This window comes from Pseudomonas sp. 05N432 (genome assembly GCF_056396945.1).
On sequence record NZ_JBFTMM010000029.1, the window covers coordinates 1 to 17,972 of the forward strand.

General features: G+C 59.7%; 15 protein-coding genes, 1 tRNA gene and 2 riboswitches. Of the genes, 4 read left to right on the plus strand and 12 right to left on the minus strand.

From position 1 onward, the window contains the following. On the plus strand, positions 1-479 hold a 479-nt coding region (locus AC1DHT_RS27825; protein WP_477761054.1), incomplete at its 5' end, for an NAD(P)(+) transhydrogenase (Re/Si-specific) subunit beta. An 84-nt stretch (positions 480-563) separates the two neighbouring features. On the opposite strand, the gene AC1DHT_RS27830 is transcribed toward AC1DHT_RS27825, so the two are convergent. Next, the gene (locus tag AC1DHT_RS27830; protein WP_442114823.1) at positions 564-1,532 is read right to left on the minus strand and encodes a DNA-binding protein; all 969 of its coding nucleotides are present in this window, start codon (positions 1,530-1,532) and stop codon (positions 564-566) included. Between the two features lie 182 nt (positions 1,533-1,714). Between AC1DHT_RS27830 and AC1DHT_RS27835 the strand changes: the two genes are divergently transcribed. Further along, positions 1,715-2,695 carry a site-specific integrase gene (locus tag AC1DHT_RS27835; RefSeq protein ID WP_442114824.1) on the plus strand — a complete coding sequence of 327 codons (981 nt, stop codon included), beginning with the start codon at positions 1,715-1,717 and terminating at the stop codon, positions 2,693-2,695. A 47-nt stretch (positions 2,696-2,742) separates the two neighbouring features. Here AC1DHT_RS27835 and AC1DHT_RS27840 read toward each other — a convergent pair whose 3' ends face one another. The 3 genes from AC1DHT_RS27840 to AC1DHT_RS27850 all read right to left on the minus strand — a co-directional run bounded on the left by AC1DHT_RS27840 (position 2,743) and on the right by AC1DHT_RS27850 (position 4,818). Then, complete coding sequence (locus tag AC1DHT_RS27840) at positions 2,743-3,087, minus strand: cupin domain-containing protein (RefSeq protein WP_427545428.1); 345 nt, start codon at positions 3,085-3,087, stop codon at positions 2,743-2,745. A gap of 122 nt (positions 3,088-3,209) precedes the next feature. Next, the gene (locus tag AC1DHT_RS27845) at positions 3,210-4,247 is read right to left on the minus strand and encodes a polysaccharide deacetylase family protein (RefSeq protein ID WP_477761552.1); all 1,038 of its coding nucleotides are present in this window, start codon (positions 4,245-4,247) and stop codon (positions 3,210-3,212) included. Positions 4,248-4,260: 13 nt separating this feature from the next. Continuing rightward, the gene (locus AC1DHT_RS27850; protein WP_442114825.1) at positions 4,261-4,818 is read right to left on the minus strand and encodes an ester cyclase; all 558 of its coding nucleotides are present in this window, start codon (positions 4,816-4,818) and stop codon (positions 4,261-4,263) included. Positions 4,819-4,921: 103 nt separating this feature from the next. On the opposite strand from AC1DHT_RS27850, the gene AC1DHT_RS27855 reads away from it, so the two are divergent. Then, positions 4,922-5,845 carry a LysR family transcriptional regulator gene (locus AC1DHT_RS27855; protein WP_427545422.1) on the plus strand — a complete coding sequence of 308 codons (924 nt, stop codon included), beginning with the start codon at positions 4,922-4,924 and terminating at the stop codon, positions 5,843-5,845. A 3-nt stretch (positions 5,846-5,848) separates the two neighbouring features. Here AC1DHT_RS27855 and AC1DHT_RS27860 read toward each other — a convergent pair whose 3' ends face one another. After that, positions 5,849-6,841, minus strand: coding sequence for a sodium:calcium antiporter (locus AC1DHT_RS27860; RefSeq protein WP_427545420.1), 993 nt, complete (start codon positions 6,839-6,841; stop codon positions 5,849-5,851). 18 nt (positions 6,842-6,859) lie between these two features. After that, positions 6,860-7,035: riboswitch (yybP-ykoY riboswitch) on the minus strand. Positions 7,036-7,408: 373 nt separating this feature from the next. Further along, positions 7,409-7,584: riboswitch (M-box (ykoK) riboswitch) on the plus strand. Between the two features lie 145 nt (positions 7,585-7,729). Between AC1DHT_RS27860 and AC1DHT_RS27865 the strand changes: the two genes are divergently transcribed. After that, positions 7,730-8,680 carry a magnesium transporter gene (locus tag AC1DHT_RS27865; RefSeq protein WP_427545418.1) on the plus strand — a complete coding sequence of 317 codons (951 nt, stop codon included), beginning with the start codon at positions 7,730-7,732 and terminating at the stop codon, positions 8,678-8,680. A 60-nt stretch (positions 8,681-8,740) separates the two neighbouring features. On the opposite strand, the gene AC1DHT_RS27870 is transcribed toward AC1DHT_RS27865, so the two are convergent. From AC1DHT_RS27870 to fdnG, 7 genes are all read right to left on the minus strand, one after another. Further along, a tRNA-Sec gene (locus AC1DHT_RS27870) sits at positions 8,741-8,836 on the minus strand. Between the two features lie 6 nt (positions 8,837-8,842). After that, the gene (gene selB, locus AC1DHT_RS27875; RefSeq protein WP_427545416.1) at positions 8,843-10,762 is read right to left on the minus strand and encodes a selenocysteine-specific translation elongation factor; all 1,920 of its coding nucleotides are present in this window, start codon (positions 10,760-10,762) and stop codon (positions 8,843-8,845) included. Further along, positions 10,759-12,189 carry an L-seryl-tRNA(Sec) selenium transferase gene (gene selA, locus AC1DHT_RS27880; RefSeq protein WP_442114826.1) on the minus strand — a complete coding sequence of 477 codons (1,431 nt, stop codon included), beginning with the start codon at positions 12,187-12,189 and terminating at the stop codon, positions 10,759-10,761. The genes selB and selA overlap by 4 nt, the downstream gene beginning before the upstream one ends. A gap of 86 nt (positions 12,190-12,275) precedes the next feature. Then, positions 12,276-13,202, minus strand: a complete 927-nt coding sequence (fdhE, locus tag AC1DHT_RS27885; protein WP_427545412.1) for a formate dehydrogenase accessory protein FdhE — start codon at positions 13,200-13,202, stop codon at positions 12,276-12,278. A 4-nt stretch (positions 13,203-13,206) separates the two neighbouring features. After that, a complete protein-coding gene (locus AC1DHT_RS27890) occupies positions 13,207-13,860 on the minus strand; it encodes a formate dehydrogenase subunit gamma (RefSeq protein ID WP_427545410.1) in 654 nt (217 codons plus the stop codon). Continuing rightward, a complete protein-coding gene (gene fdxH, locus AC1DHT_RS27895; protein WP_054597364.1) occupies positions 13,857-14,807 on the minus strand; it encodes a formate dehydrogenase subunit beta in 951 nt (316 codons plus the stop codon). The genes AC1DHT_RS27890 and fdxH overlap by 4 nt, the downstream gene beginning before the upstream one ends. After that, the gene (gene fdnG, locus AC1DHT_RS27900) at positions 14,807-17,872 is read right to left on the minus strand and encodes a formate dehydrogenase-N subunit alpha (RefSeq protein WP_427545407.1); all 3,066 of its coding nucleotides are present in this window, start codon (positions 17,870-17,872) and stop codon (positions 14,807-14,809) included. Before fdnG ends, fdxH begins: the two co-directional genes overlap by 1 nt. Positions 17,873-17,972 lie beyond the last annotated feature (100 nt).

Below are 17,972 nucleotides of genomic sequence, written 5' to 3' on the forward strand. Positions count from 1 at the left end.
ACGCCGACACCGTGATCATCGTTCCCGGCTACGGCCTGGCAGTCGCACGGGCGCAGCACGCGCTTAAAGAGCTGACCGAGAAACTGACCCACCGTGGCGTGACCGTGAAGTATGCGATCCACCCGGTGGCCGGTCGGATGCCTGGCCACATGAACGTGCTGCTGGCCGAGGCTGAAGTGCCTTACGACCAGGTGTTCGAGATGGAAGACATCAACTCCGAGTTCGGCCAGGCCGACGTGGTGCTGGTGCTGGGCGCCAACGACGTGGTCAACCCGGCGGCGAAGAACGATCCTAAATCGCCAATCGCCGGCATGCCGATTCTCGAAGCGTTCAAAGCCAAGACCATCATCGTCAACAAGCGCTCGATGGCCAGCGGCTATGCCGGCCTGGACAACGAACTGTTCTACCTGGACAAGACCATGATGGTCTTCGGCGATGCCAAAAAGGTCATCGAAGACATGGTTAAAGCCGTCGAATAAGCTCCCCACATACATTCTGCGAGGGCTATGCTTTCGCAGAATGTCGCGCGACCTACCCAGCATCGGTCGAAAGCTTGATGCACCTTAGCCATCGACATTTTTTGCGATAGTTGCTCGAGCAGCATCCAGCTCTTCTGCCAGTTCGTTCGTCTCTAGTGATCTCTTCTCCAGAGCATCAGCCAGCTCATTAATGTTGTGCTGCAAAGTGCTGACCTGATCCAGCAACACCTGTTTGCCGCCCTCGCATTGCGCGACCAGGGTTTTGAGCGAGTTTATTTCACCCGTCTGGCGCTCCTTGATCAATTCCTGATCCAGATACGCCTTCTGCTGCTGGCGAGCTTCGGTTAATAAACGCTCATTGTCCCGATTCAACTGAGTCAGCTCATCCTGTTTGATGATCAGCGTTTGCTGCAAATGACGCAGCTCCATCTGGACCTGTTGCAACTGCCCTTCATGGCGGCGTTGTTCCTGCTCGCGCTGCTCCTTGATCGCTCCACGGTAGTGCTCTAGCGCATCACGTGCGTGCAGGTGTTTTTCCTCCAGCGAACGAATCTGCTCGTCCTTGTCCTTCATCCGCGCTTCAAGATCCAGATTGGACTGACTCAGCCGGGCATTGCGGGTTTGTTCGGCCTGTAATGTCGTACGGCAGGTCTGCAGTTCGGTCGACTCTGTATCCAGGGCGCTGCGCTGGATATCGAACTGTTGCTGGAGCTGTCGCAGTGCATCCTGACTGGCCTGAAGCTGTTCGAATAACTCGCTTTTCTCGGCCCGCGAAGCCGCCAGTGCCTGTTCAATCTGCTCCTCGCCCTCCTCTGCCAGGCGTTGCGCCACCCGCGCCACCAACTCGTTCAATTCGTCGCTCAGCCCCTGTTGAGGCGCTTTTCGGCGCTGATCAACCTCATCGAGCTCCTTCAGATAGCGATGAATTGTGGTTTTCGAGCCGGTATTTCCAAGCTCAACCCGTACGGCATCAATGCTCGGATTCTCTCCGCGAGCCAGCAGCGCCTCGCGTGCTTTCTGCACGATTGCCTTGTTTACGCCGCCACGGGCCATTTTGTACTCCTACGATTTCGTACTGTTTTACATACCATGTATTTACGTTCTATTTTCGTGTGAAGTAAAGGCCTATAAAACTGCAGTCATCTGATAAAATAATTGAGCGTTATCGCATCAGATAAGCAAAAATCGTCTTTTCCACGGCCGGAAAAGGTACGTTCGCGGGAGGATGGGTCAAGATGAGCAAGGTTGATCGCTACCTGCAGGCGGGCACCCGGGAAAACACCCGGCGTAGCTACCGCGCCGCAGTGGAGCACTTCGAAGTGACGTGGGGCGGCTTTCTGCCGGCAACCGGGGACAGCATCGTGCGCTACCTGGCGGAATACGCCGACCAGCACACCGTCAGCACGCTCAAGCAGCGTCTGGCCGCCCTCGCCCAATGGCACATCACCCAGGGCTTTCCCGATCCGACCAAGACACCGGCCGTGCGGCAGATGATCAAGGGCATCCGCACCTTGCACCCGATCCAGGAAAAGCAGGCGGCTCCCCTGCTCCTGCAGCACCTGGAACACGCTGTCCAGTGGGTGGAACGAGAGGCGGAACAGGCCGCCGCGCGGCACGACCTGACGGGGATGTTGCGCAGTCGGCGGGATATTGCGTTGGTACTGATCGGGTTCTGGCGCGGCTTTCGCGGCGATGAGTTATCGCGAATACAGGTGGAGCACACCCAAGCGCAAACGGGTGTGGGCATCACCTTCTATCTGCCGCACAGCAAAGGCGATCGTCAGCACTTGGGAACGACCTTCCGCACGCCCGCCTTGAAGAAGCTCTGCCCTGTCCAGGCTTATGTGAACTGGATTACCGTCGCGGGCATTGCGCGAGGGCCAGTCTTCAGAAAGCTCGATCGCTGGGGGCATCTGGCGGAGGATGGCCTGAATGCCAACAGCCTGATCCCTTTGCTGCGTCGAGTGTTTAGCCGAGCAGGCGTGCCCGGCGAGCTGTACACCAGCCACTCATTACGTCGAGGGTTTGCGACCTGGGCTACCGCTAATGGCTGGGATGTCAAAGCGCTGATGACGTACGTCGGCTGGAAGGACATGAAATCGGCCATGCGCTATATCGACACGGCCGACTCATTTGGGGAATTGGCTATGGAGCATTCGTCCTCTCCTTCGCCAATGCCTCGAAAACATTCCAGCGTTCTCGCCGAAAAGCTCTAGAAAGTGGCATTAATTCAGGTTGCCTGATAACCGCTCAACAGCTGACCTCACTCCTGCCTGACAATATCGACCGAGATCTCCACCGCCGCAACCGTTCCTCTGTTTTCAAGCCAGTGCGTGGTGTTCCTGTCCTCGGGCCAGCCCACTCCGGGCCCATAGTCCGTGGCRACTCCATTTCGATGGTCAGTGATCGTGCCTTGCAGAATGTAGACGATGCCCGGTCGGTCTATATGGTTGTGAACCGGCCCGAAGACGCCTCCCGGCTCGATGGTCACCATACGCATTCGAAGCTGACGCCCTGCCATACCCTCGATCTCTGGGCCAAGGTCAACGGTGGCAAGTAACTTCACCGCAACACCTTTCGTTTCAGGTGCAACTTGTTCGTTGCTCATCGTGTTCTCCTCTCTGTACAGACAGGGCTGACTGTAAGTAGACACCCTGAAAGGCTAACCGGGACACTATCGTAACGCTACGGGGCCCTATAACGGTCTCGGCTTCGACCAGATGCACACTTTTATAGTGTTTCGGCTTCGCGCAGAGTCAGCGGACTGCTGAGGACGTAGCGTGCAATCTCATCCTTACGCATGAACGCGACCCCCGGACGGCTTTTGGCGTAACGTAGAAATTCGTCCCAGACCCTCACCATCTGTGGCGAGCCGCTGATGCGGTCATGCGCGCTGACCGACATCATGCGGCGGCGTGTGCCGGCCTCTTCGTAGAGTTGATCGAAATCCAACTTGATCTGTTCCAGGAACCGGCTCGGTGAATAGTTGCGGCCCTCGATCAGCAGGATGTCGTTGTTGCGCAGCGTGTACGGCACCACGACGAAATCCTTGCCATTGACCTGTTCGATGAACGGCTCATCACGACTCAGATCGTCGATGTGGTAGACGTAGCCCAACTCTTGCAGCAGCGACAGTGTGTTTGGACCCCGCCGCAGCCAGTTGCAGTTGTAGCCAATTGGCCGCTGCCCCGTGACGGCTTCGACCATGCTGGCTGCCTGAACGAGGAACTGCTGCTCTTCCTCGCGGCTCATCGCATACTGGGAACTCCAGCGAGGGCCGTGTCCGGCTGCTTCATGGCCGCGCGCAACGATTTCCTTTGCCAGTTCTGGATGCCGCTGAGCGGCCTCGCCGATCATGTGCGAAGTCACCTTGACCTGGTGGCGATCCCACAGATCGAGCATGCGCGGGATGCCCTCGCGATAGCCATAGGCAAACCATGTGTTGGCTGCAGGATCCGCTGGAATATCTGGCGGAAAATCTACCTTGGGAAAAGGACTGTCCGTCCCCTTGGACGGCTGTCCGCCCGCCTCGAATTGCATGGAAATGGAAACGACCAGCCGAATACCGTCCGGCCAGAACTGACCATGGCGTGGTGTAGCCGTGAGCTTTGGCGTGGATGCCTCGGCTTGCGCGACTGCGACGGCAGGGAGCACCGCACTTGCAGCAAGCACACCTGCTGCCGCTCCGGCGCGATTGAGAAATGTCCGGCGACTGACTTGTGCCAATGTACTGGAGTCGTCAGCAATGGATTCATGATCAATGTCCATCAGCGTGATCCCCTTACTTCACCATGCCGAGCTGTTGCAGCAGGGTCAGGTTATCTTCGAGATGCCAGTTCTCGGCGATACGCCCCTCGACGACGCGGTAGATGTCCGTCGCGATGAAGTCGATCGTCTGCCCTGTGCCCTGGACGCCCTTGAACTGGCCGGTAAAGTGACCGGTGAAACGCAAATGAGCGATGACCCGGTCGCCGACCACCATCATCTGTTCCACTTCGCACTGGATATCAGGAATCGCCGCGTGCATGGTTTTCGATGCCGCGATCGGTCCGGTAATGCCTTGGGGGCGACCTGGCGGCAGTGTCGAATCCTTGAAGTCGGGTGCCAGGGCGGCGCGGGCGAGCGCTTCGTCGCCGGTGGTCCAGAACGTGCCATAACGGCGTGCGGCCAGGATCTGCGCGTCGACCTGCGCCTTCGCAAGACTATGGTCGACGATCACCGTGCGGGGCTGGACGAGCGGATCGGTCGCGGCGAAGACGGGGCTCACCGCGACGGCGACCAGGGAAGAGAGTAACCAGCAACGTGCATGGGTCAGGCGTGCAACAGGGAAAAGCGACATCAGGATGCTCCAAACGTTGATTGATGTCGCCATTCTGGGTATGTCTCGTCAGTTTGATAATTGGCGTACTATTTGAATAACTTTCAAAAAATATCGAAATATCATGGACTACCTGGGTGACATCCGGCTGTTTGTCGAAGCAGCCAATCTGGGCGGTTTGTCGGCCGCTGGCCGCAAACTCGGACTCTCCCCCGCTGCCGCGAGTGCGCGCCTCGTCAAGCTCGAGTCGGCGTTGCATACGCGTCTGTTCGAGCGCACGACACGCCACCTGCGCTTGACGGATGAGGGGCAGGCGTATTTGGCCTATTGTCAGCAGGCGCTCCAGGCACTCGACGATGGTCATGCCTTTCTACAGGCCGGGAAAAGCATTGTGGGGGGCAAGGTGCGAATTTCCGCAACCTCGGATTTCGGGCGCAACGTGCTGAAGAACTGGCTTGACCAGTTCAACACCCAATACCCCGAGGTGAAGTTCGCGTTGGTGCTGTCGGATTCGCTGTCGCATTTGCTGCAAGACGATATCGATCTCGCCATCCGATTCGGTGTGCCGCCGGACAGCTCCTTCATTGCCCGGCCCTTGGCACCCAACCGGCGCGTTTTGTGCGCATCGCCCCGGTATCTTGCAAAGCATGGCGTCCCCGAGCACCCACGGGATCTGGAGTGTTTCGACTGTATTGTCCTCAACTCTGTTGCCGGGCCCGCGAACGACTGGTGCTTCACCCGCAATGGCAAAGTCGACAGTTATACGGTCCCGCTTGCAAACGCTCGCGAGACGAATGACGGCGCGGTCGCCCGAGAATGGGCGGTTCACGGTTACGGCATTGCGATGAAATCGCTGTGGGATATTGGCCCGGACCTGCGAGCAGGACGCTTGAAGATCCTGTTGCCGGAGTGGCGAACTGCGGAGGCGCCGGTACATGCCCTGTATCAACGCAACCGGTACATGGCGCCTCGCGTACGTGCCCTTCTGGATTTTCTGGTCGAGCGCTTTGCAGAAGAATCCAGCCACCTGGACGACTTTTTGAGCTGACAGCTACGCCAGATCAAGAACCTTCAAAAGAACTGCAAAGAGGATGTACAGCAACACCATCGATGCCAATAGCCAGCGCGAGATGGTGCCCTTTCGGAAAGCGAAGAACATGATGCCCACACCTATCAGGGTGATGATTGCCGCCAGAACCAGCGACGTGTCCAGCGCCCAAGGCGTAAAGAACAGCCCGAATGCAGTGGGCACTGTGGCTTGAATCATCATGGCGCCACTGATGTTGGCCAAGGCCAGTCGGTGTTTACCCTGGCGAACCCAAATGATCGCATTCAGCGTTTCAGGCAGTTCGGTAGCAATCGGACTGAGCAACAGCGCCAGCAATTGAGGGTGGATACCCAGCATGGGGCCCAGAGCGTCGAGTTGTCCGACAAAGAAGTGAGAGGCCGCAAAGATAACCGCCAATGCAATAAGCGTTTGAATCACCGCCGCCGAGGTCGACGGAGTCGCTTTGCCTGGCGCAAGTTTCAGGGGCTCGAGTTCATACTCCTCTTCATCCTGCTCACCGCGCATTTCCTTCCAGAAATACGCTGCATAGGCCGCCAGGAAAAGAATACCCAGCCAAGGTTTGTAGGCGAACACGACAAGACCGAGCGCGATCTTCGCCACAAAGATTACGAGGAACCATCCTTGATCACGGCTGAGTCGCTTGAAGTCCTGACGGATGGCCTCGGTATTCGCCAGGCGCTGACGACACAGCAAGAGTGTTACACCGACTACCGCATAGGCGATCGTCGCCAAGACCAGAGGTCCGCCAAGTGCAGCACCGACGCCGAGGGACTTCTGCTCTGGCGTGTCGCCAAACACAACGGCAATAAACGTGATGACACTTTCCGGTAATGCCGTACCAAAGGCCGCTAGAATGGAACCCGTGGCTTGTTGCCCGACCGCAAGTTTGCGACCGACCCACTCGATGCCATTAACGAAGTATTCACAAGCCAGATAGATGACAACCGCGGAGCCCAACAGCAACGCAAACGTCATGGGCATTGAATGCATAAGGAAACCTGAGGGGCCGGACAAAAGAGCCAATGGTTCAGACACCCGCGTCCGACCCACAGACAGGTATCTTCACCAATGGTCTTGCCAAGTCATATGACCGGTCACGCCATGGCTTGCGAGCCAAGTATGTTGACGTGACCCCTTCCGGAAACGAAGGCGGCTACTCCCCAAGGGAGCGGCGATCCTAAAGATCAGGTACTAATGCGTCAACGGCTTAGTTGCGGGTTTTCAAACTCTGAACCTCATTATTTTGCTGAAAATTCATATATAGCTAGAGCTGGCAGCACTTTAAGTGCTCGATAAAAACATTTGTAACATACTATGTCTTAAAAACCTTCACTATCACTTTCTGAATGAACGCTGAACATTATCCATTGAGTGGGTTACAGCAAAAACAATCCCTCTTATTCTTGTTTAGGAAGTGATCCTTCAGGGGGTTATCAAACACCCTTTAATGGCAATTGTTATTCAGGAGGTAATTAAACAACTGCAAACTCACGCCGGCGTTGCCCGACTCCAGATCGGTACCGTCCTGGTTTATTTAATGTTGCAGTATCTCGTTCGGCGAGGCTCCTGTACAAACACAGGTCACTGATCTGACGACGTCGAGAGACGCCCAAGGTTAAGACAGGCTCTATCGGATTAAGGTTTAGCCCAAAGTGACTTCCGGCCAATGTGGCCCGGATACGTTGTACAGTGCCAAAACCTAGACGTGGAGATCGCTTTCTGCACTCTCTTCTCTGGTTTACGCCCCTGTGTGAGATCTGTTTGTGGTCAAAACAGCTATGGGGACTACCTCAAATGTCAATGGCAAGCGCTACCCCTTCCACCTTCAAGGACATCCGCCTCAAAGATACGGTGGTGTCTTACATGAGCCCTCTGCTCATCACCGTGACCGGCAACATGACGGTCAACCAGGCCAGGGAACATCTGCTCAAGCAACTGCCGGACGATGATATTCCGGCCCACATCTTTGTCACCGACCCGCGCAGCGCTTTGCATGGCCAACTGTCGGTGAAAACACTGCTCACCGAGAAAAACACCGACCTTTGCGTTCGGGATCTGATGATGCCCATTCGCTTTTCGGTTTCGCCGAATCAACTCCGGCACGATGTCGCGCCCGAGCTGATCGAGAAAGGCGTGGACATCGTTCCCGTGGTCAGCGAAGGCCGGCTATTGGGCGTGCTGTATGAAAAAGAAATCGCGACGCTGATTCAGGACGAAGGCACCGACGATGCTCAACGCCAAGGCGCGAGCCTGCCGCTGGAAACGCCCTACCTCAGCACCAGCCCGTGGAGTTTGTGGAAAAAGCGCTTGCCGTGGCTACTGCTGCTGTTTCTCGCCGAAGCCTACACCAGCACCATCTTGCAGGTATTTGAAGAGCAACTCGAAGCCGCCATTGCCCTGGCCTTCTTCATTCCCCTGCTGATCGGCACTGGCGGCAACAGCGGGACCCAGATCACTTCCACGCTGGTACGGGCCATGGCCCTGGGCGAAGTCAGCCTGCGCAATGTCGGCACGGTGCTGCGCAAGGAAGTGACCACCTCCTTCATGATCGCGCTGGCCATCGGTGTCGTGGCGTGGATTCGGGCGTGGATGCTCGGAGTGGGATCGGAAATCGCCATGGTGGTCTGCCTGACGCTGGTCGCCATCACCATCTGGAGCGCCGTTGTCTCATCGATCATCCCGATGCTGTTAAGAAAACTGCGCATCGATCCAGCCGTGGTCTCGGCTCCTTTCATCGCGACCTTTATCGACGGTACCGGCCTGGTGATCTATTTCAACATCGCCAAAATGGTGATGACCGACCTGCCGGCTTAAGCCACTCACCAGACAGCCCCGAATCGCCAGATCCCGGGGCCGTCCTGTTTTTGAAAAAAATGGCGGAAGGCAGCAGGAGTCGAACCTGCCCGGGAACGGCTGCCGTCCCCAACCGGGTTTGAAGCCCGGCCGCGCCACCGGACGCGATTGCCTTCCTTGATGTCAGCTCTCGGGGCGCTGTGCCAGGGCATTGTCTGCACGGATGCAACGCTGGTCGCCAAGCCTGCGGGTCAAGCCGATCCGGTCGAAGTACTCGAGTATCTGGATGCTGCGCTTGCGGCCGATCCCTACCCTGTCGCGAAACGCCGCCGCCTGAATCAACGGATTGTCGTCGACCAGTTGCATCAGCATAGCCGCCAGCTGGTGCACCGACGTGTCGAGGTAAAACAAGTCACGGACGACCTGGTGAACCAGCCCTAATCTCGCCATCTTGCGCAGCAGCAAACGCACGTCAGCTTCGTCACGGCCGATGGCGCTGGCCAGGTTGCGCACCCAGGGTGGATCGAAGCCAGCTTGCTCGAACAATGGCTGCAACTGCTGCCACATGGCCTCGTCTTCTTCACTCAGTCGCACCTGGTGTTCGGGTAAGTGCAGCCACGGCCCACTGACGGTAATGGCGCCGCTGGACAGCACTTCGTCGAGCAGACTGATGAAGGTTGGCCGGTCCAGCGACATGGCCGAAAATCGCCGCAAGCGATCCCGGTCCGGGCCCAGCTCATCCGGTTCAAGTTGATGAAAGTGCGCCAGGTGTTCCAGCAACGAGACTTTCAGCGCCTCCCAGCGTTCGGTGTTGAACAATAACGGACCTTGGCGCGTAGCAATGACACGGACATCCGCCGGCAAATGCCAGGTGCTGCGCAGACGATTGAACTGCCGCTCCAGGCGCAGTGGGTCAAGCCCTGCGTCACTATTGGCAAGCAGCACTGGCAGTATTTGCTCCAGGCTTTCGCCGGTGGCCAGTGCTTGCAACTGCATCAGCCTGGCCGGAACGCGACGTTGGCGGGCCGGTGCAAACGGATCGAGCACCCGTCCTCCGCCGAGAGTGCGCCGTGCACTCTGGTCGCGCAGGACCAAACGGTCGCCATGCACGGCCTGCAACGGCGCGTTCAGCAACAGTTGCGCGAACATCCGCACGCCCGGCTCCAGGCGTGTGCCCTCCAGCAAGGCGACCCGGGCGGTGACGTCCTGAGTGCCCAGATGCACGTGCACCGCACTGAAATGTTCAAAGGCGCGTGGTTCGCTGGCCAGCAACTGCATCTCGATGTCCAGGCGCTGCGTGGGTGCGAACAGCCACTCGGCCAGCATCCAGTCACCGCGATGGATCTGTTCCAGGGCCAGGCGTTCGGTACTCAGGTTCAACGCCACCCGCTGCCCGGCCCACGCCTCGACGACCACATGATTCTGCGCATGCAAACTGCGCACTCGCACAGGCTTGCCTGTCTGGCCCAACAAGAGTGTGTCGCCCACCCTCACCTGCCCAGCCAGCGCTGTGCCAGTGACCACGATACCGGCGCCGGCGACGCTGAAAGCGCGGTCGATTGCCAGACGGAATCCTCCGCTGGCGCTACGCTGCCGGACCTCATGCTGGGCGGTCAACAATGCCTGGCGCAGGGCTTCAACGCCCTCCCCGGTCAGGCTCGACACGGCGAACTGCGGCGCGCCGCAATACGGCCCCGGCGCCAGCAACGCGGCGACCTGGGCGTGTACCGACTGCACCTGTGCCGGCTCGACCCGGTCGATTTTGCTGATCACCACCAGCGCCTTTGGGATCCCCAGTAGCTCGACAATCGCCAAATGCTCGCGGGTCTGGGGCATGACCCCGTCATCGGCGGCCACCACCAGCAACACCAGATCAATGCCCTGAGCGCCGGCGAGCATGTTGTGGATGAAGCGCTCATGCCCCGGCACGTCGATAAAACCGGTCATCTCCGCCCCAGGGTCCAACGGCGCATAAAGGAAGCCCAGGTCGATGGTGATGCCGCGTTCACGTTCTTCCCGGTGGCGATCGCCGGCTTGTCCCGTCAGGGCCTTGAGCAAGGCCGTTTTGCCGTGGTCAATGTGTCCAGCGGTGCCGACAATCACCTTGCCTCCCCCGCTCCTTGCAGCAGGTCGAGTTGAGCGAGCCAGGCCGCTTCGTCGTCCAGCTGGCGCAGATCCAGCCACAGCGCATCGTCGTCGATACGACCGAGCACCGGAATGGGCAAGGCTCGAAAAGCCGCTTCCAGACCATGCAGTTGCCGACTACGCAAGCGTTTGGACACGTGCGGACGCAGGCACAGGGCGGCGCTTGGCAAGCGCGCAATCGGTTGGCTGCCGCTGCCGATCATGCCCAGCGCCGGCAGCGCCGTTACTGCCCAACCGTCGCCCAATACACGCGCCAGCAGCGGACACAGGCGTTCGGCCTGAGCAAGGATATCGGCTTGCGGGCGGGTGAGCAGGCGCAGGCTGGGCAAGCGTTCGGCCAATCGGTCGGGATCACGGTACAACCCCAGCACGGCTTCGAGGGCGGCCAGGGTCAGTTTGTCTACGCGCAACGCCCGCTTGAGCGGGTTCTTCTTGATTCGGGCGATCAGTTCCTGGCGACCGACGATCAATCCCGCCTGAGGACCACCGAGCAACTTGTCACCGCTGAAGGTGACGATATCGGCCCCGTCGGCCAGCGCCTGGCGCACAGTAGGTTCAGCGGGCAGGCCCCAGCGGGTCAGGTCCAGCAGACTGCCGCTGCCCAGATCTTCCAGCAATGGCAACCCGTGCCGGTGGGCCAGTAGCGCCAGTTCGGCGGTCGGTACCTGGGCCGTGAAGCCTTGAATGCTGTAATTGCTGGCGTGGACGCGCATCAACAAGCCGCTGCGCGGGCCGATGGCAGCTTCGTAGTCGCGGGGATGGGTGCGGTTGGTGGTGCCGACTTCATGCAGTTTGACCCCGGCCCGCGCCATGATGTCGGGGATGCGGAATGCACCGCCGATTTCGATCAGTTCGCCACGGGAGATGATGCCCTCTTTGCGCGCTCCCAGGCTGTTGAGCGCGAGCAGTACGGCGGCCGCGTTGTTGTTGACCACCGTCACCGCCTCGGCACCGGTCAGCTCGCGTATCAGGCCCTCGATCAGGTCGTCGCGATCACCACGCTTGCCACTCGCCAGGTCGAATTCCAGATTCAGCGGATAACGGGCAGCCTGTTGCACCGCCTCGATCGCTTCCTCCGGCAGCAATGCCCGACCGAGGTTGGTATGCAGTACCGTGCCGGTAAGGTTGAACACTCGCCGTACCCGACTGCGGTACTGGTTTGCCAGACGTTCGCCGGCCCTCCCCGCCAATACCTGAGCCGTGAGCTCAAGGGCGTCAAGCTGACCCCGTTGCACCGGTTCACGCACATCGTCGAGCAACTGTCGCAGAGTCGCGAGCAAGGCATCGCGGCCATAACGTTCAGCCAGCGGCTGGCAGGCGGCGTTGCGTAACAGGCTATCGATGGAAGGTAAACGCGCGGGGACGCTGGCAAGTTTTGCGGGCATCAAGGGGGCTCCCTGAAACGGTTGGCCGTCGCGGGAGTGGAATGAAACAGGCTCCGGTCCCGGAAACCTGAGTGTAGCCGCTGTGATCAATCTCCCCCTGGCGCCAGCATCAGGTTCGGTGCCAGCCGCTGGTAACCTTCCAGGTCCAGGCGCATGTCCAGCGTCAAGCTGGCGAGGTCCGTTGAGAGCGCTTCGGCGTCAGCATCGTTTTCCAGGTACAGCAGTTTCAGGTAACTGTTGCAGCCGGGGCAGATTTCAGCCCGCAGTGGCGCCTGGCTGGCCGTATGCCGATCATCCTCGAAACTGACGTATTTGAGTCCTTTGCTTTGTTCGCAGTAGACACATTTGACCCGCACCACATGCCATTCGCAGGCACACAGCGAACACACCAGGTAACGCAACCCGTTGTATTTTCCCCGTTGGTGAATCACCCCGGCCATGGCCGGCGAACCACAGGCCGGGCATCGGCCAAGGCTGGCGCACGGCTTCAGTTCACTAACCGGCATGCCGAGCAGCCAGTGGCTCCATGCCGCCTGCAAGGCCGCACCGAGAAACGGCACCAGCGCCGCTGGCAGCCCTGCATACTGGCCGTTGAGCAAGGCAATCGCCCAGACCTTGCGCTGCCCGACGCTGGCGGTGTGCAAGGTGGCCACGGCACTTTTCACTGCCGAACGCGGCGGTGCCTGGTAACGCCGCAGCAGGGTTTCCAGGTACGGCAGCCAGCCGTCTTCGCGTACCAGACTGTCGGCGGCCAGCGGTGGCAAGCCATGTTCCTGGCATAACAACAGGCGCTCAGGATTCGGGGCCGGGGCCAGTGGTGGCTGGTCCAACAGGCTTTGCTGGACATGACACAAATCGGCGACCAGCCGCAGGAAATCGGCCAGCGGATGCCCATTGGCCAATCGCTCCAGGCGCATCGCACGCAAGGTGTACAGGTTGGGCGGCGGCAGGCGCAGGAACGGCGGTGTGCTCGCCGCCGCCTCGATTTGTCCGGGCTCGAGTATCGTGCTCAAGGCATCATCCTTTCTTGCTTATCTGGCTGTCAGGGTTCTCGTCGTGTGTCACCTCGCGGTACCAGAGCGCATGATGTTTCTTCGCCCAGGCACGGCTGACCCCGCCATGCAGCATTGCGCTGACCGAGCCCTTGATCCAGAGGCCGGCGTAGATGTGCACGATGATACTCAGCACCAGCACGAACGCCGCCAGCGCATGCAACAGCATTGCCAGGCGAATCGAGGTGATGCCGAAGTATTGGCTGAAATAGGCCCGCCAGATCACCACCCCGCTCAGCAGCAATATCAGCATGCAGACCAACAGGGTCCAGAACAGCAGCTTCTGCCCGGGGTTGTACTTGCCGATGGGCGGTACGCCTTCCTCCTCATTGCGCATCACCCGGTTGACCCGTTTGAGCCACAGGCGGTCGTTGTCGATGAAAAAGTTGGCTCGCCAGAAGCTGATCACCAGCCCCAGGAAAAACACGAACATCAGCACGCCCATGAAGGGGTGCAGGATGCGCGTCCACGGCCCGCCGCCAAACAACTCGCTGAGCCAGAACAGCGACGGGTGGAACAGTGCCAGACCCGACAGGGCTGCCATGAAAAACAGAATCGCCACCAGCCAGTGATTGGTGCGTTCGTTGGCGTTGTAGCGCAGGATCGTTTTGTCTTTCATGGTCGCCTGTCCTCCTGCGATCCTGGCGTGTTCGGGTCATAGACATGCACCGTCGGGTCGACTTCATGCACGCTGGAATCCTTGCCGGGCGGGTGTTCGTCTTCCTCGACGCGCTGCGGGCCGATGCGCACGTAATGGAAAAAACCCGCCAGCACCGCAGCGCCCATGGCCAGCAACGCCAGTGGTTTGCTCACGCCTTTCCACAGCCCGACCAATGGGCTGATGACCGGCTGGTTCGGCAAGCCGGCGTACAGCGATGGCTGGTCGGCGTGGTGCAGGACGTACATCACATGCGTGCCGCCGACGCCGGCGGGATCGTACAGCCCGGCGTTGTCGAAGCCCCGTGACTTGAGGTCGACGATGCGCTCGGCGGCGTGTTCTTTCATGTCCTCCTTGCTGCCGAACACGATGGCGCCGGTCGGGCAGGTCTTGACGCACGCCGGTTCCAGCCCGACCGCCACCCGGTCCGAACACAGCGTGCACTTGTAGGCCTTGTGGTCTTTGCGTGAAATGCGCGGAATGTTGAAGGGGCAGCCGGTGATGCAATAACCGCAGCCGATGCAATGGTCCTGATCGAAATCGACAATGCCATTGGCGTGCTTGATGATCGCCCCGGGACTTGGGCAGGCCGCGAGGCAGCCGGGTTCGGCGCAGTGCATGCAACCGTCCTTGCGAATCAGCCATTCGAGGTTGCCGGCATCGGTTTCGTGCTCGGTGAAGCGCATCAGGGTCCAGGTCTCGGCGCTGAGATCCTGCGGGTTGTCGTAGGTTCCATGGTTGTGGCCGACCTCGTCGCGCAATTCGTTCCATTCCGAACAGGCCACCTGGCAGGCCTTGCAACCGATGCACTTGGTGGTATCGATGAGTTTGGCGACTTCCTCCTGTTGACGTACCGAAGGCGGCAAGGTGGTGGTGGCCGAACGGGCAATGATGTCTTGGTTGGCCATCAGATTTTCTCCACATTGACCAGGAATGACTTGGATTCCGGGGTCTGTGTATTGCCGTCACCGAGGAACGGCACCAGGGTGTTTGTCAGGTAGCCATGCCGGGTTGCCCCGGTGAACCCCCAGTGCAACGGAATGCCGATATGGTGCACGGTCTGGTTGTTGACCTGCAGCGGACGAATCCGCTTGGTCACCACCGCCACCGCCTCGATATGCCCGCGCTTGGAGCTGACCCTTACCCGATCGCCTGGGGCAATCCCCTTCTCCTTGGCCAGGGCTTCACCAATCTCGACGAACTGCTCGGGCTGGGTGATGGCATTGATCGGGCAATGCTTGGTCCAGAAGTGGAAGTGCTCGGTGAGCCGGTAGCTCGTGGCGGCATAGGGGAAATCCTTCGCCGTCCCGAGCGACTCCCAGACCGAATCGAAGATGCGCCCGGCCGGGTTGCTGGTCGCCTTCTTGTTGGTGGGGTGCAGCGGGTTGATGCCGATAGGCGTTTCGAACGGTTCGTAATGTTCCGGGAAAGGCCCTTCGTTCATCTTGTCGAGGGCGAAGAAACGCGCCACCCCTTCGGGGTTCATGATGAACGGGTTCATGCCTGCTTCCGGCGGTACGTCGGCCTTGTAGTCAGGCACATCGGTGCCGCCCCAGGACTTGCCGTTCCACCACACCAGGCGCTTTTTCGGATCCCACGGCTGGCCTTTCGGGTCGGCCGAGGCGCGGTTGTAGAGAATGCGCCGGTTCATCGGCCAGGCCCAGGCCCATCCCAGATTCTGCTTCATCCCGAAAGGGTCGCTGTTGTCGCGGCGAGCCATCTGGTTGCCCTGCTCGGTCCAGCTGCCGCAGAAGATCCAGCAGCCCGACGCCGTGCTGCCGTCGTCCTTGAGCTGGCCAAAACCGGATAGCTGCTGCCCCGCCTTGAGCGTCGCGCCCGTGGCGTCAGTGACATCGGCAATCGCGTAGCCGTTGAACTCCTTGGCAATCTCTTCCGGTGTCGGATCGTCAGGCACCTTGTAGGGCCAACTGAGCTTGAGAATCGGCTCGGCGAAAGCACCGCCGTTGGCCTGGTAACGCTGACGCAAACGGATGAACAGCTCGCTCATGATCTTGATGTCGGTGCGTGCTTGTCCCGGACCATTGGCGCCCTTCCAGTGCCATTGCAGCCAGCGGCCGCTGTTGACCAGTGAGCCATCCTCTTCGGCGAAGCAGGTGGTGGGCAGGCGGATGACTTCGGTCTGGATGCCGGCCGTTTCGACATCGTTGTAAGGCCCGACATTGCGCCAGAATTCCGAAGTCTCGGTAGCGAGCGGGTCCATCACCACCAGCCACTTGAGTTTGGCCAGCGCGGCCATCACCCGGTTCTTGTCGGGTAAGGCAGCGATGGGATTGAAGCCTTGGCAGACGTAGCCGTTGACCTGCCCGCTGGACATCATGTCGAACACTTTCAGGATGTCGTAGCCGGGGATGTCGAGCTTCGGCAGCCAGTCGTAGCCCCAGTGGTTGTCGGCGGTGGCATTGGCACCGTACCAGGCCTTCATCAGGCTGACGTGGAACTTGCCGTAGTTCTGCCAATAAGACAGCTGTCCGGGCCGAAGTGGCTTGAGTGCACGCTTGGCAATGTAGGCGTCGTAGTCCTGTTCGGCATCGCCCGGCAAGGTCAGGTAGCCGGGCAGCAGGTTCGACAGCAACCCAAGGTCGGTCAGGCCCTGGATGTTGGAGTGCCCGCGCAGGGCATTGACGCCCCCGCCCGGCATGCCGACGTTGCCCAACAGCAACTGCACCATGGCTGCGCTGCGAATCATCTGCGATCCCGTCGAATGCTGGGTCCAGCCCAGCGCATAGAGAATCGTCATGGTCTTGCCCGGTTGCGAGCAAGTAGCAATCTCTTCCCAGATCTTTTGCAGGGCATCTTGCGGCATGCCGCAGATCTGGCTGGTCAGCTCCAGGGTGTAGCGGCTGTAATGCTGCTTCATCAGTTGGTAGACGCAACGCGGGTGCATCAGGGACGGGTCGACTTTGGCGAAACCGTCCTCGCCGATTTCATAGCCCCAGCTCGACTTGTCGCTGTAGGTACGCTTGGTCGCGTCGTAGCCGGTAAACAGCCCGTCCTCGAAACCAAAGTCGGCCTTGACGATGAACGCCACGTCCGTATAGGCGTGCACGTACTCGTGCTGGATCTTGTTTTCAGTGAGCAAATAGTTGATCAGACCGCCCATGAAGGCGATATCGGTGCCGGTACGGATCGGTGCGTAATAATCGGCCACCGAGGCGGTACGGGTGAAGCGCGGGTCGACCACGATCAAGCGCGCCTGGTTGTGCGCTTTGGCTTCGGTCACCCATTTAAAGCCACAGGGGTGGGCTTCAGCAGCATTGCCGCCCATGACCAGGACCAGATTCGCGTTGGCGATATCGGTCCAGTGGTTGGTCATCGCACCTCGGCCATACGTTGGGGCAAGACTTGCCACCGTCGGGCCATGTCAGACACGTGCCTGGTTATCGAACCCCAGCATGCCCAGACTGCGAACGACCTTATGGGTCATGTAACCGGCTTCGTTGGAGGACGCCGAGGCAGCGAGAAAACCCGTCGTCAGCCAACGGTTGACCGTTTGGCCCTTGGCATTCTTCTCGATGAAGTTGGCGTCACGGTCGGCCTTCATCAGGTCGGCGATGCGATCCAGCGCTTCATCCCACGACACCCGCGTCCACTCCTTGCTGCCCGGCTTGCGTACTTGCGGATATTGCAGCCGGCTGGGGCTATGGACAAAGTCCAGCAGGCCTGCGCCTTTAGGGCACAGCGTGCCGCGATTGACCGGGTGGTCGGCATCCCCTTCGATGTGGATGATGCTCTGATTGACGTTCTTGGCCGCATCGCCCTGGCTGTACATGATCAAGCCGCAACCCACCGAACAGTAGGGACAGGTATTGCGGGTTTCATGGGTATGGGCCAGCTTGAAGTGGCGGACTTGCTCGGCGAAGGCTGGCGCGGGTGCCATACCCAGCGCGGCCAGGCTGGAGCCTCCAAGGCCGATAGCGGCGACCTTGAAGAACTGACGACGGTTGAGGTCCATCGTGCGCTCCTGATCAGGTGGAGTTACCCGGAACTTGCCCGGGAAATCTTGGACGAACACGGTGACTGAACGACGGCCGCCGACACTTGAAACTATAGTC